Below are 20,144 nucleotides of genomic sequence, written 5' to 3' on the forward strand. Positions count from 1 at the left end.
TAAACGATAAAAACACTGGCTAACGAAATTCAAAAGGGATAGGGTCATTTACACAAACTTGTTGACGCCCCCGTCACGTTCGTCCACGAGCACGGTGTCACCTTGTTTAAACGTGTAATAAAGTCTATCGTTATTCGTCTTCGCTTTGGCGGTTAATTGCGCTGTTTGGTTTGTCGTTGTCACGTCCATATCCTGGAATGTAACGAGTGATTCCGTTGGCTGCTGATCATCTGTATTGCTGCATGCTGCTAATATGACGGCGACAACTAATAAGATGGCCCATTTTTGCATGAGTAATAACTCCTTTTATCGCGCACTGATTGATGGTTCACGTTATTATGTTTAATCCCGCCGGAAAAACCCGAAGATACCCGTTGTCTGCACAATATTGGTGAAAGCGTTGGGATCCACCTCCCCAATAATCCGTTCCAAGTCATACAGCTCGTACCGTGTGACAACGAGATACATCATGTTTTTATCATCCCGCGTATAAGCTCCTTTTGCAGGAAGGATCGTAATGCCGCGCACCATAGTATCATGGATCGCCTGCTGCAACTCTTCCGCCTTATGGGTAATAATCATGGCCGTTACTTTCTCATGACGTGTATGGATGGCATCAATAACACGAGTCGTGACATACAATGTCAGTAACGTATACAACGCGTTTTCCGGTTCATACAAAATACCAGCCAGTGCAATAATGACGGCATTCAAAATTAAAAAATACGTCCCGATAGGTTTATCCTTCATCCGGGACAAAACCATGGCTACAATATCCATTCCACCGGTTGACGCACCGTGCTTGAGCGTGATACCAACACCGGCTCCGCCCAACACACCGCCAAACACGGCATTTAAAATGATATCTTCTGAAAGTTGCACGACAGGAAGGACTTCCAAGAAGAATGTAGCCACGATAACAGATATCACACTATATATCGTGAACCCTTTTCCTACCTTCATCCAGCCGAGCACGACCACCGGAATGTTCAAAATAAATAATATAATACCAGTGGATAGCCCGATACTCAGAAAATCTTGAAAAATACTGGACAGGAGCTGTGCCGCACCTGTAAAACCACTCGCATAAACATTTGCTGAGATCAGGAAAAAATTCAAGGACAGCGCATTCAGAATGGCGCCGAATATAACAATTACAATCCGTTTGGCCTCAACCAGAAACATTGAATGCCTCCTCTCGCATGGTCACAGGGTGAGTCATCGGTTACTTTTCGTTGACTATTACAACCCGCCGCTTTAAACTGAAAACCAATATACCCATTTTAAAATGGGAATGGCAGGTGAAAATATGAATACGATGATACTTGCTGATTCCGCATGTGATTTAACGGAAGAACATTATAATGCCTACCACATTGACATGGTACCATTAACCGTTCAATTGGATGATCAAACGTTCAAAGACAGTCTGGAAATAAAACCAAAGTCCGTTTATGATGCCATGAGAGAAGGAAAGCATCCAAAAACGTCCCAAGTATCCCCACAAACATTCAAAACTATTTTTACATCATACGCTGAAAAAAAGCAACCATTAGTGTATTTGGCTTTTTCCTCGGAACTGTCAGGCACCTATCAAGCAGCGAAAATAGCAGAACAGGATGTGAAAGAATCATGGCCGGATGCCGAGCTCCGGGTGATCGATACAAAATGCGCCTCCATTGGATACGGACTTGTCATTTTACGTGCAGCCAAACTAGCGAAAGACGGTGCTGCTATTGGAGACATCATCGAAACGGCCCGGTACCACGCGAACCATATGGAACACATTTTCACTGTCGATGATCTTGACTATCTGTACCGTGGCGGACGTGTGAGCAAAACAGCTGCATCCATCGGGTCGTTTCTAAAGATCAAACCCATTCTTCACGTGGACGATGGCCGATTGGTCCCTTTGGAAAAAATACGCGGCTCCAAAAAAGTCTTAAACCGTATGCTGGATCTCTTGGAGGAGCGCGGTGCTGATATTTCACGTCAGACGGTTGGCATCAGTCACGGTGATGATGCAGAAACAGCTGAAATGATGCGATCCAGAATTCAGGAAAGATTCAACCCCGCCGACACCATCGTCGAAATGGTTGGATCGACTATTGGCGCACATTCCGGGCCGGGAACACTCGCCCTGTTCTTTTTGAATAGCTCATATAAATAGGAAAAAGCATGGAGCTGATCCGGACATCACCGATCAGCTCTTTCTTTTCTAAAATACGGTTATTTAAAAACCCAACATGATTCTATCGTCTTCAGCATATATTTCCGGTAAATCCATTTAACCGGAACGGAGGCGAATACCGGAATGAGCATTTTTGAGCTAATAACCATTTTTGAACAAGAACGAAACGAACCACCGGAGTCCATTAACGCTCTATTGGATTTTTACCAACGTCAGTATATCACTGGAAATATCGACGTATGTCATTACCGGAAAATTTACCATTACTTGCATCGACAAGGTGCCATTTCAGCCCATGAATATACATAGGTTATAAACGTTGGAAGGCTGTGCACTATGCATTAGCCTTTCCACTTTTTTGTTTCCGTGACAACCAAATAATACCAGCTATAAAAATAACAAAGATTCCAGCAAACGGTACAATGACCAACCAATTCAATCCTGTATCATTCTCGGTAACATAAACTTCAGCTTTTTCTCTCGCCAATCCAATCCGGTATGTGCCTTCTTCATCAGCACGGACAAGATGATCTTCGAGAAGCCCTTTTAGCTGTTTGTCGTCAGGGATGTTATCTAACGTGACGGAGCGTGAATGGGTATCATTGTTAATCGCAATATAGACCGTCTCTCCTTGAAAAGATCGACTGAAGACACTCATCGCACCATCCGAACCAGCAAGCTCATAATCTCCATATTTTAGTGCTGGGAATTTCGAACGGATTGTCGCTATACGACCGGTGAATGTTTGCAAATCGTCATCGGCACTGTTCCATTGCACCATTCGCTGTTTGTCAGGAAAATTCTTCCCTGCCATCGGAATTTCGGACCCTTGTAAAATCATTGGTGCACCAGGGGCTGTATACAGATAGGTTAATGCCAATTTCCATGTTGTCAGGGGATTCCGCCCGTTGTTAACCAATCGTTTCGTGAATCGCTCAGTATGCTTGTTATCCAAATAATTCAGACTTTTGGGTTTGCCATCCGCTTGCCAAGCGTCATATACATCTTTAACCGGCGCACCGGGGTTAGCAATGGTTTTGGACATAGGGTTGTGCAAACCGGGGGCGTCCACTGCACTCATATGCGTTAGCTCGGCAAGGTCCCCATTGTAATCATCAGGATCAAGGATGTCAGCCAACTGCATAAACGATGCATCCTTCTGATTAATATGGTCTGTTAGCTTCTGCAAAAAGGCTTGATTCGCCTTATCAGCTGCATGGAACCGATAACCGTCAATGTCTGTTTCATCCATCCAAAAGTCGACTGTTTGCTTCAAAAACGATTGAACTTCCGGGTTCGTCTGATCCAGCTTCTTCGTCTTTCCAAGCCAGCGCTGCGACACTTCCGGATTCGTGTCCTGCACCCAATCAGCTTTATTCGGTTCATCAAGCATAGGACTTGTTTCAGCCACATAATTAGTAACAAACTCAAGAACCACTTTCATATCCCTGTTATGAGCTTCTTGCACCAATTTTTTCAGATCTTTCATAGTGCCGTAGTGCGGATCAATTTTACGAAAGTTTTCCACCCAATAGCCGTGATAACCACCAGGGGCATTATCCATAATCGGGGAAAGAATAAGGGTTGTATACCCCATTTCCTTCAAATGACCAAGTTTGTCTATCACTCCCTGCAAATCTCCCCCATGAAATGCACCCGGGTCATTCAAATCAATCGGCACATCTTGAGACTGATTCCCGTTATTGAAGCGATCGACCAGGATATTGTAAAAAATCTCATCATTGACCATCTCTGTTTCATTCTCGGCAGCAGCCGGATCAACCGTCCCGGTAGTCAGCATTACGGCGGTAAGCAGTATCGTTATTGCTAAAAACCTCATATATGTACTCCTTCATGGATAAAATAATAACTCTGCTTCTTTGATTAACCATTAATGCCAATAGTCACCCCGTTGTGGGGTGTTGTTGAAAGTGACTTCTTCTGAAAAAAGCTCTCTCGCCGGGAGAGAGCCTGATTCATTATGGCAAAAAGCCCAGACCAAGTCGACCAAATCCTAAAAGCAATGTAAGTATAACAGCGATGATGAGTTGGATCCACCAACTTTTTGTGGTTTCGTTTCTGCCTGATTTCAGACTGATCATCTCCATCGCGAATATGACCCAAATACCGGCCAATGCTTTGAAAATCGCCTCTCCCATTTGCGGACTGTTTAAGTACGCACCAAGCAAGGAGCCACCGGAATACAGAATCAATAAATAGTCCAAACGAAGAATCATTTGAACAATTTTGGCACCTTTCGACTTGTCCGCTTTATTCAATGCAAGAACAACGATAAAAAGGATGAATGCCAATACCCACGCTGTCACGTGCAAATGTGTATTCATTTATTGCCTGTTCCTCCTTCAACCATAGTTTTTCCTTTTACCATATATACTATATTAACATGTGCCTGCATGAAATTCATTTGAAAATTATTTGAATGGATTAAAAGAAGTAAAAAGACACAAAAACTGTTATAATAGGATGGAATGGAGTTTTAATTCGGAGGGATACTATGCAGGAAACAAGCCAGCAGATTATTGACCAAACACAGGAATATGGTGCGAAAAACTATCATCCACTTCCTGTTGTCATATCCGAAGCTGAAGGTGTCTGGGTTAATGATCCGGAAGGCAATCGCTATATGGATATGCTCAGTTCATACTCTGCGCTGAATCTGGGACACCGCCATCCCAAAGTTATCCAGACGTTAAAAAATCAAGCCGATGCTTTGACCCTTACATCCCGTGCCTTTCATAACGATCAACTCGGTCCCTGGTATGAAAAAATTTGCAAGCTGACCAATAAAGAAATGGCATTGCCGGTAAACACCGGAACGGAAGCGGTTGAAACAGCATTTAAAGCAGCTCGACGCTGGGCGTATGATGTCAAAGGCGTTGCCGACAACCAAGCAGAAGTTATTGTCTGTGAAGGAAATTTCCACGGTCGGACGATGACACCCGTATCATTGTCATCCGAAGCTGCTTATCAACGTGGTTTCGGCCCGTTGCTGTCAGGCATCAAAATCATTCCATACGGTGATGCAGACGCATTGAGAGACGCCATCACCGAGCATACAGCTGCTTTTTTGTTCGAACCTATTCAAGGAGAAGCAGGTATCAACATACCACCGGAAGGATTTTTAAAAGAAGCGTATGACATTTGCGCTGAGAACAACGTATTGTACATGGCTGATGAAATTCAAGCAGGTCTCGGCCGTACTGGAAAAATGTTTGCCTGTGACTGGGAAGATGTCACACCGGACGTTCTGATCCTCGGAAAAGCCCTCGGTGGAGGCGTCATGCCTATCTCCTGCGTTCTGGCCAATAAGGAAATTCTCGGTGTCTTCAATCCTGGATCACATGGGTCGACATTCGGTGGAAATCCGCTTGCTTGTGCCGTATCCACTACCGCATTAGAAGTACTCGAGGAAGAAAAACTGGCTGATCGTTCCCTCGAATTGGGTAATCACATGATGAATGAATTGAAGAAAATCAGCAATTCGAAAATCAAAGAAGTACGTGGCAAAGGGCTTTTTATCGGTATTGAATTAACCGAATCAGCTCGTCCATACTGTGAAGCCCTGAAAGAAAAAGGACTTCTGTGCAAAGAAACCCATGACAAAGTTATCCGCTTTGCGCCGCCGCTTGTCATTGAGAAGGACGATCTCGATTGGGCGATTGGACAGATTAAAGATGTATTAAAAGCCTGACATCGTCAAAGGGGCAGCTCCACCAGAAGGAGCTGCCCCTTTCGTTTTTCCATATAGCTTCAAGGTTTCACAAATACACATGCACGCATAAACTATATACATCAAAGGGGGGAAGTGCAATGCCGGCAAAAGTAGGTGCAGTTAAAATTAACAACATCGGAAACTCCAGCATTTTTAATATCGGCGACGTCTATGCCATGTCTCCAGAAAGCACTGCAAAAACCTATGCTGGCGGCGGCTCTTTCAACACTGGTGACGGAACATACATCAGACTCGGACAGTCACGAACGTATGTAATGGATAACGATCAGTCGGATCAAAATATCATTTTTTGAACAGGAGGTGGTATCCCTATGCATTTCACTATCCATCAATCCATCGCCATCCATTTCATTAAAATTGAGGCGATATCCAATTCCTCTGTCTTTCAAATTGGCAGCACTGGTAGCGTCCAGGCACAATCGGATATTCACAATACAGGTGGATACATCGAACCGGCTGAACCAGCGGAACCGATTGGCGAGCCTGCCATCATTCGATTGAAGCAACCTGAGCATTAACACAGATTGCTTACCCACGCATAGAATGTGATAGGTCTTTGCCCAGATTAAAGGAGGACACTCCATGAATAACTGGAATGATTATATCTATTATCTTCATCAGCGGATTGATGAACAGGATCAGCGCATCCGGTCACTTGAAACGAGAATGCAGGTTGCCGAAAACCATAAAGACGACAACAAACAGCAAACCGTTGAAAAAGTGGAGTACAATTTTGATCAGTTAAAAATTGAAAACTTGGAAGGCACACTGCATATCGGTTTATCCCCGGATGACATGAAAGGCATAGAAGACCTATCTGTTCCCGACACAGAAACGTCTCCGATTCATCAACAATTGAATTCCGAACTGAACACGTATCTGAATAGAAACGGGGAACAACTCGTCCGTGAAATAGCATCGCAGCACCAAATCTCTCCGGAAACCATCGATTCGACTGTTCTTATAGAGGATATTGCCAAACAGCTTCCTGACCGGATCGCCTTCTATGAACAAGAGGCTAAACGTCATCAGCGCAACCTTCACGACGATGAAACAAAATCGTATATTGCGGACCAGATTAAACATGAAATCCGCCACTCCTTAAGCAACTATATGGAAGGGAATGATCATAGATGAATATGGAAGTACACAATTGGGGGCTTCATGTCGATCATGTGAACGTTGGTACCGTAAGTGCATCATCCGTATTCCTGGTGGGTGATAATGAAAGCTTCACTCTCTCGTCGTTCTATGACACCCCGCCTGAAGCAGCCGCCATTGGGTCCATTGTTCCTTTATCAGGGTGACAAACCATGCAGCAGCGTACATCTTCCGTTCATAACATTAAATTAAACGGTTTAACATACAGCAGTATTGTTAATATCGGTGATGCAACCTATGCCCGTACAAACGCCAAGGGAATCGCCGTGCAAAAAGAAGGTGCTGTTTTTTCCGGTGATGATGACGTGCAATTTGAAGACTACTCTCTCTTTGACAGGAATGCGAATGTTCCGGCACAAAAATCGCCCGTCCAAAAACGAACACACCAGCACGAAGAAACCATCCATGTTGGGGACATCAACGTTACCGGTGTCAGTCAGGCTTCCATCTTCCAAGTAGGCAGTATCCACGAAGTGACCGGAGAAGCACGAATCAAACATTTCCGCCAGTATTTGCACGGTAGTATACACACGAACCAAGCGGATTCATAAGCTATCATATCATCATATCTCAAATGAAGAAGGTGTTGTTATGCCATCGATGGTCGGACCCATTAAGATAAACAGTGTTGGAGGTGGCGTGGTCAATTTTGGTGACTCCTTCTATCTTTCACCGAAAAGTTCCTCCAAAACAAGCACCGGCTCCGGCGCACAAAATACAGGTGATTTCATTTGCACGAATAATGGCGTCAGTTCAACCAACCCGCTGGATTCCGATGTTAGTGATCAAAATGTTACAGCCAACGCATAAAGTGAGATATCAAGGGATTGAGACATAACTGAACTGTTCAACCCTTAAGACGGATATTTAAAATCCGAACTGATTCAAAAAATATAAACAACCTTTGAATCATCGTTCGGATTTTTGATTCCATATTTTCATCAAGTTGTTTTTCGCAAAGGTTATGTCATCACAGCAGCATCACAATTTGTCCCCATCCATATGTCACATTTTCAATTCCAGTTGACGGGAGAAGAAATAAAGATGCGTTGCGGTTACTGGTTTTTTCCAAATGCGTTCCAAGGCTTCTTTATAAAGGTTCATTTGTACATTATACCGGTTGCGCAAGTCGTCCTTTACGGTTTCGGTTACATTTTCAGTAATGGTATCCGTCTTGTAATCAAGTATCGCCCAGCCACCGTCCATAGGTATGACACAGTCAATTACACCCTGAACAAGAACGTGCTCGTCTGTATAACTACTCCAGTCAGCATAGACGTTGCTTGCAGGCAGCGACAAGTTGAATGGAACTTCGCGATGGACCTTATCGGCGTTCATGATTGTTTGACCAATCGTTGTCATGAAAAATTGTTCTACCGCGCCCATATCGATCACATTCGCTTCCTGCCGAGTAAGAAATTCCTTTTCCACCAATGATTCCACCCATTCGGCAATCTCAGCCGACGAAATTGGTTTTTCCAATGGAATATGCTGCATGACAGTATGCATGGCCGTTCCTCGTTCGGTAGCAGTTAGTTCTTTTTTTTCCTGCATAAATGCTGGCCGTTTAATAATAGGGGGCTGAAACGGGGCGATAAATTGATCACCACTGTATTCATCCTTCTGCTCATGCTGACGTTTCAGCTCAGTAACGGTCTGTTTGGAACGGGATTTAGCAGCTTGCTGGTATGGATATTGATACGACAGACGGTTGGCGACTGCTTTGGTATAGGCATTCTCCTCCAGTTCCAATGGCTCCCAGTTAATCAGTTTTTCCTGGAGATGTATTTCCGCTGATTCAGAAGCCTCTCCAAGATTGGTATAAGTACTGCCATGTACCACCATTGTCTTCCATTCGGAAGGATCCAGACGTATGGCTTCCATAACGCTATCAGGCAAATCGATCGATCGAAGGGAATCATTCATCTTATGACGGATCAGCGCAGGCCCAACCCAATCCAGATAGGATCTTGATTGCACACGATAATGGGCCGGTAACATCCATTCTTTATGGACCATCATCTGCTCCCAATTCTCCTGTTTTTTGGCAAAAGAGGCAACATTGCCAACCATCAGCAATTTCTCTTTTGCGCGGGTCATGGCAACATACAGAACGCGCATTTCTTCAGCCAACATCTCACGGAGTTTTTCCTGTTTTATCGCATGATAATACAGTGTCGGATATATAATCCGCTTGATCGGGTCGATAAATTTGCTCGCCATACCGAGGTCCTTATGCAACAAATAACGGTTATTTAAATCCTGCAAGTTAAACTGTTTATCCATCGCGCCAAGAATGACAGCCGGAAATTCCAACCCTTTGCTTTTATGGATAGTCATAATTCGAACGACATCTTCCTGTTCACTGAGTGCGCGTGCTGCGCCTAAATCGTCTCCGCGCTCCTCCATTCGTTCAATGAATCGCAAAAATCGGAACAAGCCACGAAATGACGTTGTTTCATAGCTGCGTGCCCGATCATACAGAGCTCGTAAATTCGCTTGCCGCTGGCGTCCGCCCGGCATGCCACCGACAAAATCATAATAACCGGTTTCTCTGTAAACTTGCCAAATCAATTCGGACAGCGCACCTTGGCGTGATGCAAGACGATATCGAGCAAGACTATCCAGAAAGCGGCCAGCTTTGACGGCTGTTTCGTTCGTATGTTGACGCCGGAAAGCTCTTAGCGCGTCATAATACGCCCCGTCCCTATCCGCCAGGCGAATCTGACCAAGATCTTCTTCATTCATTCCGACAATCGGTGATTTCAACACTGAAGCAAGCGGAATATCCTGTCTTGGGTTATCGATGATTTTCAAAACGTTTAACATCACCTTTACCTCGATCGCATCAAAATAACCAGTCGACAAATCAGCATAAACAGGGATGCCTTGTTTTTTCAATTCATCCATAATGGTTGGTGCCCATGTCATCGAACGTAATAAAATAACGGTATCCCGGTATTGCAAGTCGCGTTGTGCATCCATTGTTTTATCATACACTTGCAACGGTGTGTTTCCATTTGTTCCGATCCATCTTTTGATCTTTTCCGCATAAGCTCTCGCTTCCAACTGAGCCTTTTCTAAATCCTGGTAGTCTTCCTGTTCCAGCGATACATCCTCCTGTTCGTCCGGTGCTTCCCGATCAATGATGAGCAGCTCCGGCTCGGGATCAGCAAGCGGAAGGGCATCATACCTGTCATTGCCGTACATTAATTCCGAATCCCGATTGTAGTCGATTTCGCCAACATGCTCATCAAGAATTTGCCGGAACACAAAATTTACCCCGTTAAGCACGTCTTCCCGACTTCGGAAGTTGCTGGACAAATCAATACGTCCAGCTAGGCTGGCTGCATCCGCGAAACGTTTATACTTTTTGATAAACAACGACGGTTCCGCATGACGGAAGCGATAGATACTTTGTTTCACATCACCAACCATAAACATGTTGCCGGAGCCCTGTTGATCACTGATAAGCGACAGAATCGTTTCCTGAACAAGATTGGTATCCTGATATTCATCCACAAGCAGCTCGGTAAATTGCTCATGCAAATTCCACGCTACATTTGACGGTTGGACGTATCCGGGCTGTGAAGTTGGATCCATCAAAAGCTGCATACAATAATGTTCTAGATCAGAAAAGTCAACTACCGCCCGTTCCCGCTTCTGTTCGGTGAAACGTGTTCGGAATTGTTTGACAAGTTCAGCCAAATGGCTGATAACCGGTGCCAGTTCCTGCATATCAGAAATATGATTAGACAGGTTGCGGCTGAACCATTTTTCTTTCATGTCATTCCAGCGTTTTTTATAGCGGTCACGCAATTTTTTCACGTTTTCTTTTTTGGATTCGTTACAGTCTACTTTTTTTCCGGATAGTCGGCTGAACGAGCTGGCAACCATAAACGATTGGAGCGAATCCCACGAATGGAGGCATCTACGTGCTTCCTGTAAATTGGAAAAATCGGATTCCACGGCATCAGCGTAGTGATATGGACCATCGCTTTCTCTCGTTACGTTCATCGCCAGCTGCATTTCGTGTTCCATAGCGTCCAGCTCGTTGCGGACCTCATTTTTAATAATATCCAACCAATCCAAATCATCCTCCTGCCAATCATCCGGTACTTTGTACACATCCGCAAGGCAATCAAGCCAGGATTCCGGCCAAGGATTCTGCATGGCAAATGTATATAATTTTAATATAAGTTCCTCCATATCAGCATCACTGCGGTCACTGGAAAAACGGTCGGCAGCAGCAAAAAACATCGCCTGTTCTTCGCCTTCTTTCCCATACCATTCTTCAAACAAGTCATCAATAACGTCCTGCTTGATCAAATCCGCCTCCATATTATCGGCTATCCGGAAAGCAGGATCCAAATCAAGCAAATAGGCATGTCGCCGTACAATATCAAGGCAAAAGGAATGGAACGTTGATATCGACGCACGCTGCAGCATTGACAATTGCTTTTTCAGGTGGTTAGAGGTCGGGTTTTCTGCCAGGTTCGCTTCAAGTGCCTGTCCAACCCGGCTTTTCATTTCTTGTGCTGCCGCGTTCGTAAAGGTGACAACAAGGAGCGAATCGATATCGACGGGATTCTCCTGGCGAATAAGCTTTTGGATAATCCGCTCCACCAATACGGCGGTTTTTCCCGAACCTGCCGCAGCGGCAACAAGGACATCGCTGCCATCTGTATAAATAGCTTCTTCTTGTTTTTTTGTCCAAGTGCTCAACGTTATTCCTCCCTCTGCTTGTGGCGGATTTGTTCAAAAATATCTTCATCATTCATATCCGTCAGCTTTCGGTAATTGTTCTCCTCGAGCGACGGATCGAATTGGCAGACCGATAAAAACGGGCAATACGTGCACGGAATCCGCCCCTTATGCTGATACGGGTTTAAATCAACGCCGCCTGAAGTAATATCTACACCGGCTTGAATCATAAGCTGGTGAACATGTTGCTGCAGCGCGGAGAACGATTCTTGGTCCGTTATTCTGGAATCGCTGTAAAACCCTCCGTTCTTTTTAACGCCGGCCGGAACAATGTGACTTTTTCCGGATTCGACGGATGTATCCATCAGTTTAACAACCTCTTCATCGGACAACAGCAATCCTTGCATTTTATACTTTTTAAATAATTCCCTTTCAATATCAGCATCGGTCATTTGTTTACTGATGGACAACATCGGATTGTGCACGTGAAAATAAAGCACGCCGGCTGGGTTTGCTTTGGTGCCGAGCCATTGCTCCGACTGGGACAGAACCACATCCAGATACGTCAACATTTGCAGGGCCAGCCCGTAATAGACTTCGAGTAAGTTCAAGCTCTGATCACTTGATTTATAATCAATAATTCGTAAAAATAAGCCATGGTCATTTTCTGCTTTATCAACCCGGTCAATACGCCCGCGCAGCATCAGCTCAAAGCCGTTTGGTAATGCGAGAGTAACCGGTTCAAGTGTCTGCCTGTCCCCAAAGCCAAGTTCAAGACCCACTGGAGTAAACTCACTCTGCCGGGCTTGCTCACTCAACATGTACGTTGCCCGGGTAATGACTTCCTGGAGTTTCTCTTGAATGTATTTATATCGGTTGGAACTATGCAAAATTTGATGTTGCAACGCGGGGGCCAGTTTCTCGACAGCCTGATGAGCATAGCCGGCACTGTCCGTTTTCGTGATTTGGGCAAATTCTTTTCCCTCGTTCTGAATCCATTCGGTAATTTTTTTTAGTGCTTCATGGAAAAGTTGGCCAATATCCGGAGCATCCAATTTATACGTTTTTCTCTCCTGCAGATTCAGGCTATAATTTGCAAAGTGTTGATACGAACAGCGGTAATAAGATTCCAGTCTCGATACACTTGCTCGCACCTGTTTTGGATAAAGATGATGCGCTGTATCCCGCGACAAGTGGACAGGCTGGTTTTGATAATGCAAGCTTTGCAATATGTTGTAAGTGGTGCTGTCTTTCGGTTCATGTTGTATATACCAGTTCAGCACATGCCACCATACATCCTTCATGGGGTACCCTTTACGGTTGCGCGCTAGTTGTGCCGTCAGTGCGGCTCGTGTTTTGATTGGTGTCGTAATGAATCGTTCAGCATCAAGCAATTCATCCGGATCCTGCAGCAGCATATGGTCTGCGCATGCCGGAAATAGTTCTTCCAGTCGATTAATCAGTTGGGATGGCATTTTTGATTTGCCTTCTTCATCACTTAACGGATAACTGACCCATAAGTAATCACTGGCGGACGTAAAAGCCGCATACATATAAAACCAATCATCAAGAAGTTGGCGACTCCCGCTTTCAGCCAGCTCAATGCCATGCTCAGAAAGAAGATGACGTTCCTGTTCATTGATCACGCCATCTTCTTCCGGCTTCATCGGCCATGTGCCGTCATTCACCCCAAGCAGCAAGGAGCACTTGACACCACTAATGCGCGAACGGTCAATGGTTCCGACGATAACATGATCGATGCTGGGTGGGACGTGGGCAAACGTGAGTGATTCGAATCCGGCTTCAACAGCCGAGCGAAACGTTTTGAGCGTCATCGTTTCATCGCCGGCCATTTCAACTATTTCATCAAACAGCTGAGTGACCGCATTCCACACTTGTTCTTGTTCCCGTCCCTTTTCCAGATCACCTTCTGAGTCATACATCTCCCGCATCTGTTCCAGTCGTCCAGGTACGTTCACCCGTTCCAAAAACAGATATATAGCCTCACATCGTTCACGTACGGTTTTTGCTTGACGGATCTCCCGGTCAAACTGCTGCAATGCCTGCACAACCTGGCTGCGATAGGCGTTAATTCGCTTTTGCGTCTCTATTTCCGCATCCGTCTGAGTAGAGCGATCAAAACCGCGGAAACGCTGGAAAATCCATTCATCCTCCCCGAGCCAACGCTCACGTGATCGAATGCCATATTCAAGGACGTAATTTTCCAATTCGTCAATCGCATCATCATTCAATGGGTATGTCGAATGAGCAGGCGGAATGAAGCCGGTTTTCAGCACGCGGAACACCGCATCATAACGCCAGTTACCGTCAACGACCTCCAGAACCGAACGAATCAGCTCAATCATTGAGTGATTCAGCATCGTACGTTTTTCATCAATAAATACCGGGATATCGTGATCACTGAAAATTGTTTCAATTAAGTCATGATAGACCTCGGTCTGACGCATAAATACAGCTATATCCCGGAAACGATAATGTTCCTCTCTGACGAGACGAAGAATCTCCTGAGCAACACCTTCCACTTCAGCTCGCGGATGAACCGCTTCGGCAATCTGAACGGGCGCTTCGCCTTCATAAACTGGTGCCGGCCGCACATCAAAATATCGCTCCAAATGAGCGAAATAGGGCCGGGTGTAAAATCTGTCAACTTCGGTCCCCAGTACGTCCGGCTCATAAGTTGAAATTCCGTTCGCCTGTGCGATTGTTTGAAGCACATGGTATGTTTCCTTCGTCTGATAGAATAAGTCAAGCTCAGAGGGACGTTCTACACCCGGAATATCCGTTGTTAATGCCACTGTCACTGACCGGCATTTTTTCAGTAAAGCTTTCACGACGAGTTGTTCTTTCGGTGACAGCTGGTGAAATCCGTCCATGTAGATGGTTGCGCCTTCCAACATCGGGGCATCTTTTATTTGATCGGCAAGCATCTGCAGTTGGTCCTCGCTGTCGACGTATTGACCTTGCAGAGCCATATTCAATTTTTCATACATATACGCCAAATCATTCAATTTACTGGCCAGTGTCATTTCACCTGGCTTCTTATGGACAAATTGTTTCATTTGTTCAACTTGCATATAAAGCATATCAGGGGTGATTCGATACCGTTTGAACTCAGTAATCATGGCTTCCAGTTGCTCAAGAAAACCTTGTTTTTCGAGCGTTTTCTGAAAAATGGTCCATTCGGTTTCCTTTTCTTCAATAATTTTCCTGAGCATCATTTGTGTACCGACCGAGCTGATAAATTGTCTTGTCCCGCCGCCGGTTTCCTGAAGCACGCGATAGGCCAGTCGTGAAAAGCTAACGACATGGGCACGGGTACTTCCCTCTATTTTCTCATCTTGAAACAGAGCATATTCCTGTTGAAACGTCATTTGATCAGGCACCATATAATAGATAGGCGCCCCTTGTGGATCAGCAGTCAACGCTTCTTTGATTTCATCCAAAATCTTTCCACTTTTGCCGGTTCCGGCTCTTCCCAGTAAGAATCGGAGTCCCATCTCTCCCGCTCCCTTAATGAAAAAATCAAACCTGTTCTCATTTTAGCAGAGAACAGGTTTGATGACACTTATCAATATATGTATGCTCTGGGCCCCTTCAGAGTCTGGTCAGCCGAAACCCAACTGAAGATCGGAAAAAGGCCAATACGTAATGTCCACTTTGCCAACAACGGTGTCAATCGGTATAAAACCGATTTTGCGGCTGTCCAGGCTATCTTTGCGATTGTCGCCCATAACAAACAATTTCCCTTCCGGCACCGTTGTCTTTCCGGTTGCTTCTTTCAATGTGAAATCACCGGTATAAGGCCTGATGGCGCTGGCTTTCTTGAACGATTTTAAAAACGGTTCTTTCATATATTCACCATTAATAAACAATTTATCATTCTTGTAAACAATGTCATCACCCGGCAAACCAATGACCCGTTTAACATAATCGTCCGTGTCATTGGCATGGAATACAATAATATCAAATCGATCCACATCCGTAAGATCGTAAACGACTTTGTTGACCATCAACAGATTGCCGTCATAAAGGGTTGGCTCCATCGATTCACCATTTACAATGTAGCTGGCAAACAGCTGTGACCGGAAAACGAAAGCCAGAACAACAGCCAATAAAATGATGGTAAAATATTTACGTATACTTTTTTTCTTCATAGCATGTTCCTCCAGGGTTTCGTTTTGCAGAAAAAGCAAGTGATTCTGCTTTTAACAGCATACCCCGGTCGTTTACTTTTTAACCTGATGTTTTTCCGAAAATTCTTTTTCTGTGGCTCTCCGATTTAACCGACGTTCCATATATTTCCCAAACACCCAGAACAATAGAATACATATTCCAACGACAATGGTTTTTACCGGATTTTTGGCGAATTCCAATATGCTGGATCCTACATACGCAATGGAAAAAATCATAACTGATTTGCCCATCAGGACCGCAAGAATAAATTGATGTGTGCTTATTCTGGATAACCCTGACACCACATTGATAACTGACGACGGTGAAAACGGAAAACACATCAGCAGAAACAAGGGGCCGAAGCCATGCCGTTCCACCCAGTTGGTCACCCGGTGCACTTGTTTGTTTCGACGAATGGCTTTGAACATGCGCTTATCTCCTAGTCGACGAATGACCAGGAATACGAGAATGGATCCAACACACGCTCCCAACCATGATAATATGAACCCTTTCCAAAGACCGTACGCCGCTGCATTGGCAAACACAAACACTACGAGCGGCAAGAAAGGCAAAAATGCTTCTATAAATGGTAAAAGGATTCCCGGCAGTGGACCAAGGCTTTCATATTCATTCAGTAATTCCAGGATATATTCATCCATCTTTCCCTGCTCCAGCCACAGCCTCCAATCCATCAGGCTGACGTTTAGCAAGTACATAACATCATTGTCCCCTCACCCATTCCATGCATCGATTCACAATTAGTATTTCTATCATCATTTTAAAATAAACGTCTACATCTGCCTAGCAGAATATAATTTTTTTGCCTCTTTCTTTTCATTTTAGTGTATTTTTTTGATTGTTTATCATATAATGAAATGGAACAAATGTTCGTTTACGGAGGAGATTCTATGCGCTATCTGACCGATGACGAATTACACCTTGCTTCACGGTTCTTATTTCTTTCCATGGCAATCACTGTCATACAGCAGGATATCCAGCATATTCAGGCCGGGACATTCAAAATAAAGGAGCCTTATCTTAACCTATTGGAAGCCATGAACACTAAAGCCATCAATGAACGCAATGATTTACGGAAAATGATGCGGGACAGAAACGTACAGGTTGTTGCGTTGAACAAGAGCCATTCTTTCTCATCCTACTTATTCGTTTGCAGCGGACGAGAGGAAAAACGAAATTACTTTAATCCGGTTATTCGCAAGCGAGTAAAATCAATTATGCAGGAACTTATGGATAAGGTTCAGCCACCACATCAACATGATCCCGCTGCGCATACTTAATGCGATTATCCAACATGTACCTGTATTGAGCCGTGCGCTGCACCTGATTAAGGATAGAGCCGAAAGATACGTCCAGCAAAATGGTTTTGCCGTTTTTAAAAATGATTTCTGTTTGCCGGTATGGACCTCTATTCACCTGTTCAATATGGGAATGGGCGATCCATGAACACTTGTGGCTGGATGGTGATGCGGTGGGAAAGAAATACATACCGCATGATGGAGCAATGGAGATCGGGGCCTTATGGGTAATGCCGCAAATACTGCGTGTACCTTCTTGACGACCTTTGAGACTCGAACCAAAAAATTTGCACGCATTTTCCATAATCTTGCTTGGGGTGTTTTCCACTATCCATGTTCCCTCCTCTTCCAACACCATGGCTGATGGCTTTGTATGGTTTTCGGGGGCCGCCACAATGGCCATCGTAAGCGGAGTAACTTCATATGTCGATGAATACATATTATTGATCATTTAATTTTCATCCTTTCATTGGCATGAAAAGAAAGAGGCATGACTATAATTTACCAGATTTTTTGCAAAAATGATAGAGGAAATTCGATTTTCATAAAAAAAGGACCAATACCATTCAGCGTCGGCTGGACAGAGTTGATCCAAATAGATGATGCGTTCGGAAATAGATGTCACATGAACGTCTGTTTCCATTCAATAAAGCAAACCAACGAACTCATCTCTCGAAATTTTACCGAGATAGTAGGAAACATCAACGTCGGCAAGTGCTTCGTCAATAGCCTTACGCTCATGACGGACACCGGTAAGCTTGTCCTCCAGTTCGCTGATTTCACCCAGTCCGAAAAAGTCTCCATAGATTTTACAATTTTCGATGATGCCATTCTTTACATCAAGCCGCACATCAACAAGGCCTCCGTCAAACTTATGTGACGCCTGTACGTTGAACTTCGGTGATCGCCCAAAGTTCCATTCCCATCTCTGATAGCGGTTTTCGGAAATGTTGTGGATCTCCTCCCAATCCGCTTCAGTCAATTCATAACGAGGGACATCGTTCACATCGTCCACATCAAAAACATATTTCAAAATCAATTCTTTAAACGATTCGATCGATATTTTTTCATCGAGATACTCGGAAATGTTGGCAACGCGACTGCGAATGGATTTGATACCTTTTGATTCGATTTTTTCTTTATTAACATTCAAAGATTCCACAACATTTTCAATAGCGGAGTCAAACATCAGTGTTCCATGGCTGAACATACGCCCTTTGGTTGAAAACATCGCATTCCCGGAAATTTTCCGTCCTTCAACAGCAAGGTCGTTACGGCCCTTCATGTCGGCAGGCACACCCAATTTATTCAAGACATCAACGACAGGCTGAGTGAATTTGGCAAAGTCCTGAAAGCTTTCCCCATCATCCTGTGTAATAAAACTAAAGTTAAGATTCTGTTCATCATGGTAAACCGCACCGCCACCGGAAAGACGCCGGACAACCTTAATATCATTTTCCTCCACATAGTCCGTATTAATTTCTTCCACACTGTTCTGGTTCCGCCCAACAATAATCGAAGGCCGGTTAATATAGAACAGCAGATATGTATCCTCTTCCCCGAAATGTTGTAAAATGTATTCCTCGATCGCCAAGTTAACCATTGGGTCGGTGATACCCTGATTATCAATAAATTTCATAGCAACGCCCCCTTGACTTAAATATTCCATATCTATCAGTGTAACCGAAATGGTTATACCATTCAAAAGTTATTATTTTTTTCCCAAGTCAGTCCTTCCCGCGCCAAATAAATGTCTCCGGAAAAATACACGCCGGCCTCATCAATTAGATCATGCGTATTACGATAGTGCGGCAGATGGCTAAGCAGCAATTCACCGACATGCGCCCCTTCTGCAATGGAGGCCCCTTCTTCACTTGTCATATGGCCTGCAACCGATCCGTTTTGATCCGCATAAAAATTACAATCCGTTATAAGAAGATCAGCGTCTTTGGCAAAATTCATCCATGTATCCATAAACGCTGTATCTGCTGTATAAACAATCGTCGTGTCGCCATCCGTAATGCGCATCCCGTAACACGGAACCGGATGAATAGTCTTCAGAAAAGTGATCGAAAACGGTCCGATCACCAATTCAGTATCCGGATCATAAGAAACACCTTCCGTAAATTTATGAGATAATTGACGAAAATGGTCGTTATCGTCCGTGTGTCCATATATCGGCAGCACACCCTTCTGTCCTGTCAAATAAGACTGCACGAGCCAAGCATGCTGCAGAACACCAATATCCGCCGCGTGATCGCTGTGATAATGTGAAAGGATAACCGCATCCAAATCCATCACATGTATCTGTTTTTGCAGTTTGGACAACGAACCACTGCCGGCATCCACCAACAGATTAAAACCATCTTTTTCCAATAAATAAGCAGACGTCGCACTATCCTGAGCCGGGTAAGCCCCCCAGAAACCAATAACGGTCAGCTTCACCTGTAATCACCTCGATTTTTAATTTTTGTTGTAACACAGTATTGACTTTTAGCATACTGTTATATTACAATATAAATAACAAATCAAAGGGGGATGCCATATGTATAACATTGTTGAGTTTTTCCGTAACCTGCCGGAGAAGAAGTGCCATCATTGCGGCCATACCATGCATGAGAAAGCCGACTGCTATGGCAACTTATGCGATGAATGTGATCATCCTGCTCTATGATCACCCATCTATTTCCATTGTACGTTAAACCTATATTTTCTTTCCACTGATACAGCTATGCACACAGCTGTATTTTTTTTTGGCGAAACGGTGGGGGAAATCATATTATTTCCATCTTGTATCGTTTATAATTGGATATGAAAACCAATC

22 protein-coding genes are annotated in these 20,144 nt (G+C 44.3%); 11 read left to right on the top strand and 11 right to left on the bottom strand.

All coding sequences use genetic code 11. The features are described 5' to 3' along the window. Nucleotides 1-48 precede the first annotated feature (48 nt). Together ABDZ72_RS06900 and ABDZ72_RS06905 are read right to left on the bottom strand one after the other, a co-directional pair. Entirely contained in the window at nucleotides 49-291 is a 243-nt protein-coding gene (locus tag ABDZ72_RS06900) for a hypothetical protein (RefSeq protein WP_343752002.1), read from the bottom strand. 51 nt (nucleotides 292-342) lie between these two features. Then, on the bottom strand, nucleotides 343-1,185 hold the full coding sequence (locus ABDZ72_RS06905; RefSeq protein ID WP_343752004.1) for a YitT family protein: 843 nt from the start codon (nucleotides 1,183-1,185) through the stop codon (nucleotides 343-345). Between the two features lie 124 nt (nucleotides 1,186-1,309). On the opposite strand from ABDZ72_RS06905, the gene ABDZ72_RS06910 reads away from it, so the two are divergent. Together ABDZ72_RS06910 and yppF are read left to right on the top strand one after the other, a co-directional pair. Then, complete coding sequence (locus ABDZ72_RS06910; protein WP_343752005.1) at nucleotides 1,310-2,170, top strand: DegV family protein; 861 nt, start codon at nucleotides 1,310-1,312, stop codon at nucleotides 2,168-2,170. A gap of 144 nt (nucleotides 2,171-2,314) precedes the next feature. Next, on the top strand, nucleotides 2,315-2,500 hold the full coding sequence (gene yppF, locus ABDZ72_RS06915) for a YppF family protein (protein ID WP_343752006.1): 186 nt from the start codon (nucleotides 2,315-2,317) through the stop codon (nucleotides 2,498-2,500). Between the two features lie 25 nt (nucleotides 2,501-2,525). Here yppF and ABDZ72_RS06920 read toward each other — a convergent pair whose 3' ends face one another. Next, nucleotides 2,526-4,031, bottom strand: coding sequence for an alpha-amylase family glycosyl hydrolase (locus tag ABDZ72_RS06920; RefSeq protein ID WP_343752007.1), 1,506 nt, complete (start codon nucleotides 4,029-4,031; stop codon nucleotides 2,526-2,528). A 139-nt stretch (nucleotides 4,032-4,170) separates the two neighbouring features. Beyond that, nucleotides 4,171-4,536, bottom strand: coding sequence for a YisL family protein (locus ABDZ72_RS06925; protein WP_343752008.1), 366 nt, complete (start codon nucleotides 4,534-4,536; stop codon nucleotides 4,171-4,173). Nucleotides 4,537-4,706: 170 nt separating this feature from the next. On the opposite strand from ABDZ72_RS06925, the gene ABDZ72_RS06930 reads away from it, so the two are divergent. The 7 genes from ABDZ72_RS06930 (at nucleotide 4,707) to ABDZ72_RS06960 (ending at nucleotide 7,916) form a co-directional block, all read left to right on the top strand. Beyond that, nucleotides 4,707-5,903 (top strand): ornithine--oxo-acid transaminase, encoded by a 1,197-nt coding sequence (locus tag ABDZ72_RS06930; protein WP_343752010.1) that lies wholly within the window; start codon nucleotides 4,707-4,709, stop codon nucleotides 5,901-5,903. 119 nt (nucleotides 5,904-6,022) lie between these two features. Then, complete coding sequence (locus ABDZ72_RS06935; RefSeq protein ID WP_343752011.1) at nucleotides 6,023-6,238, top strand: spore germination protein; 216 nt, start codon at nucleotides 6,023-6,025, stop codon at nucleotides 6,236-6,238. A gap of 18 nt (nucleotides 6,239-6,256) precedes the next feature. After that, nucleotides 6,257-6,463 (top strand): spore germination protein GerPE, encoded by a 207-nt coding sequence (locus ABDZ72_RS06940; protein ID WP_343752013.1) that lies wholly within the window; start codon nucleotides 6,257-6,259, stop codon nucleotides 6,461-6,463. A gap of 64 nt (nucleotides 6,464-6,527) precedes the next feature. Further along, nucleotides 6,528-7,082, top strand: a complete 555-nt coding sequence (gene gerPC / locus ABDZ72_RS06945) for a spore germination protein GerPC (RefSeq protein WP_343752014.1) — start codon at nucleotides 6,528-6,530, stop codon at nucleotides 7,080-7,082. Then, entirely contained in the window at nucleotides 7,079-7,252 is a 174-nt protein-coding gene (locus ABDZ72_RS06950) for a spore gernimation protein GerPD (RefSeq protein ID WP_343752015.1), read from the top strand. The genes gerPC and ABDZ72_RS06950 overlap by 4 nt, the downstream gene beginning before the upstream one ends. 6 nt (nucleotides 7,253-7,258) lie before the next feature. Further along, the gene (locus ABDZ72_RS06955; RefSeq protein WP_343752017.1) at nucleotides 7,259-7,657 is read left to right on the top strand and encodes a spore germination protein GerPE; all 399 of its coding nucleotides are present in this window, start codon (nucleotides 7,259-7,261) and stop codon (nucleotides 7,655-7,657) included. Nucleotides 7,658-7,697: 40 nt separating this feature from the next. After that, entirely contained in the window at nucleotides 7,698-7,916 is a 219-nt protein-coding gene (locus tag ABDZ72_RS06960; RefSeq protein WP_343752018.1) for a spore germination protein, read from the top strand. 195 nt (nucleotides 7,917-8,111) lie between these two features. Here ABDZ72_RS06960 and addA read toward each other — a convergent pair whose 3' ends face one another. From addA to ABDZ72_RS06980, 4 genes are all read right to left on the bottom strand, one after another. Then, nucleotides 8,112-11,831, bottom strand: a complete 3,720-nt coding sequence (addA, locus tag ABDZ72_RS06965) for a helicase-exonuclease AddAB subunit AddA (protein ID WP_343752019.1) — start codon at nucleotides 11,829-11,831, stop codon at nucleotides 8,112-8,114. A 2-nt stretch (nucleotides 11,832-11,833) separates the two neighbouring features. Then, nucleotides 11,834-15,328, bottom strand: a complete 3,495-nt coding sequence (gene addB, locus ABDZ72_RS06970; RefSeq protein WP_343752020.1) for a helicase-exonuclease AddAB subunit AddB — start codon at nucleotides 15,326-15,328, stop codon at nucleotides 11,834-11,836. A 108-nt stretch (nucleotides 15,329-15,436) separates the two neighbouring features. Continuing rightward, nucleotides 15,437-15,985: a signal peptidase I gene (gene lepB / locus ABDZ72_RS06975; protein WP_343752021.1), complete on the bottom strand. Its 549-nt coding sequence runs from the start codon at nucleotides 15,983-15,985 to the stop codon at nucleotides 15,437-15,439. 72 nt (nucleotides 15,986-16,057) lie between these two features. Then, a complete protein-coding gene (locus ABDZ72_RS06980) occupies nucleotides 16,058-16,720 on the bottom strand; it encodes a TVP38/TMEM64 family protein (RefSeq protein ID WP_343752022.1) in 663 nt (220 codons plus the stop codon). Nucleotides 16,721-16,912: 192 nt separating this feature from the next. Between ABDZ72_RS06980 and ABDZ72_RS06985 the strand changes: the two genes are divergently transcribed. Then, a complete protein-coding gene (locus tag ABDZ72_RS06985) occupies nucleotides 16,913-17,302 on the top strand; it encodes a YhjD family protein (protein WP_343752023.1) in 390 nt (129 codons plus the stop codon). Here ABDZ72_RS06985 and ABDZ72_RS06990 read toward each other — a convergent pair. The 3 genes from ABDZ72_RS06990 to ABDZ72_RS07000 all read right to left on the bottom strand — a co-directional run bounded on the left by ABDZ72_RS06990 (nucleotide 17,250) and on the right by ABDZ72_RS07000 (nucleotide 19,765). Then, the gene (locus ABDZ72_RS06990) at nucleotides 17,250-17,771 is read right to left on the bottom strand and encodes a competence protein ComK (protein ID WP_343752024.1); all 522 of its coding nucleotides are present in this window, start codon (nucleotides 17,769-17,771) and stop codon (nucleotides 17,250-17,252) included. The genes ABDZ72_RS06985 and ABDZ72_RS06990 overlap by 53 nt on opposite strands. A gap of 192 nt (nucleotides 17,772-17,963) precedes the next feature. Continuing rightward, entirely contained in the window at nucleotides 17,964-18,959 is a 996-nt protein-coding gene (gene lplA, locus ABDZ72_RS06995; protein WP_343752025.1) for a lipoate--protein ligase, read from the bottom strand. A 62-nt stretch (nucleotides 18,960-19,021) separates the two neighbouring features. Further along, on the bottom strand, nucleotides 19,022-19,765 hold the full coding sequence (locus ABDZ72_RS07000) for an MBL fold metallo-hydrolase (protein ID WP_343752026.1): 744 nt from the start codon (nucleotides 19,763-19,765) through the stop codon (nucleotides 19,022-19,024). Between the two features lie 100 nt (nucleotides 19,766-19,865). On the opposite strand from ABDZ72_RS07000, the gene yhfH reads away from it, so the two are divergent. Further along, entirely contained in the window at nucleotides 19,866-19,994 is a 129-nt protein-coding gene (gene yhfH / locus ABDZ72_RS07005; RefSeq protein ID WP_343752027.1) for a protein YhfH, read from the top strand. The last annotated feature ends 150 nt before the right edge of the window (nucleotides 19,995-20,144 follow it).

It is taken from the genome of Lentibacillus halophilus (genome assembly GCF_039522485.1).
Lineage (GTDB): Bacteria > Bacillota > Bacilli > Bacillales > Amphibacillaceae > Lentibacillus > Lentibacillus halophilus.

Excerpts from the sequence above, each read along its gene's own strand:
- lepB (WP_343752021.1), bottom strand. The coding sequence starts at position 15,985 with ATGAAGAAAAAAAGTATACGTAAATATTTTACCATCATTTTATTGGCT.
- ABDZ72_RS06930 (WP_343752010.1), top strand. The coding sequence starts at position 4,707 with ATGCAGGAAACAAGCCAGCAGATTATTGACCAAACACAGGAATATGGT.
- gerPC (WP_343752014.1), top strand. The coding sequence starts at position 6,528 with ATGAATAACTGGAATGATTATATCTATTATCTTCATCAGCGGATTGAT.
- ABDZ72_RS06900 (WP_343752002.1), bottom strand. The coding sequence starts at position 291 with ATGCAAAAATGGGCCATCTTATTAGTTGTCGCCGTCATATTAGCAGCA.
- ABDZ72_RS06940 (WP_343752013.1), top strand. The coding sequence starts at position 6,257 with ATGCATTTCACTATCCATCAATCCATCGCCATCCATTTCATTAAAATT.
- ABDZ72_RS06955 (WP_343752017.1), top strand. The coding sequence starts at position 7,259 with ATGCAGCAGCGTACATCTTCCGTTCATAACATTAAATTAAACGGTTTA.
- ABDZ72_RS06935 (WP_343752011.1), top strand. The coding sequence starts at position 6,023 with ATGCCGGCAAAAGTAGGTGCAGTTAAAATTAACAACATCGGAAACTCC.
- ABDZ72_RS06905 (WP_343752004.1), bottom strand. The coding sequence starts at position 1,185 with ATGTTTCTGGTTGAGGCCAAACGGATTGTAATTGTTATATTCGGCGCC.
- lplA (WP_343752025.1), bottom strand. The coding sequence starts at position 18,959 with ATGAAATTTATTGATAATCAGGGTATCACCGACCCAATGGTTAACTTG.
- ABDZ72_RS06985 (WP_343752023.1), top strand. The coding sequence starts at position 16,913 with ATGCGCTATCTGACCGATGACGAATTACACCTTGCTTCACGGTTCTTA.
- ABDZ72_RS06920 (WP_343752007.1), bottom strand. The coding sequence starts at position 4,031 with ATGAGGTTTTTAGCAATAACGATACTGCTTACCGCCGTAATGCTGACT.
- addB (WP_343752020.1), bottom strand. The coding sequence starts at position 15,328 with ATGGGACTCCGATTCTTACTGGGAAGAGCCGGAACCGGCAAAAGTGGA.
- ABDZ72_RS06925 (WP_343752008.1), bottom strand. The coding sequence starts at position 4,536 with ATGAATACACATTTGCACGTGACAGCGTGGGTATTGGCATTCATCCTT.
- yppF (WP_343752006.1), top strand. The coding sequence starts at position 2,315 with ATGAGCATTTTTGAGCTAATAACCATTTTTGAACAAGAACGAAACGAA.
- ABDZ72_RS06950 (WP_343752015.1), top strand. The coding sequence starts at position 7,079 with ATGAATATGGAAGTACACAATTGGGGGCTTCATGTCGATCATGTGAAC.
- ABDZ72_RS06990 (WP_343752024.1), bottom strand. The coding sequence starts at position 17,771 with ATGATCAATAATATGTATTCATCGACATATGAAGTTACTCCGCTTACG.
- ABDZ72_RS06960 (WP_343752018.1), top strand. The coding sequence starts at position 7,698 with ATGCCATCGATGGTCGGACCCATTAAGATAAACAGTGTTGGAGGTGGC.
- yhfH (WP_343752027.1), top strand. The coding sequence starts at position 19,866 with ATGTATAACATTGTTGAGTTTTTCCGTAACCTGCCGGAGAAGAAGTGC.
- ABDZ72_RS06980 (WP_343752022.1), bottom strand. The coding sequence starts at position 16,720 with ATGTACTTGCTAAACGTCAGCCTGATGGATTGGAGGCTGTGGCTGGAG.
- ABDZ72_RS06910 (WP_343752005.1), top strand. The coding sequence starts at position 1,310 with ATGAATACGATGATACTTGCTGATTCCGCATGTGATTTAACGGAAGAA.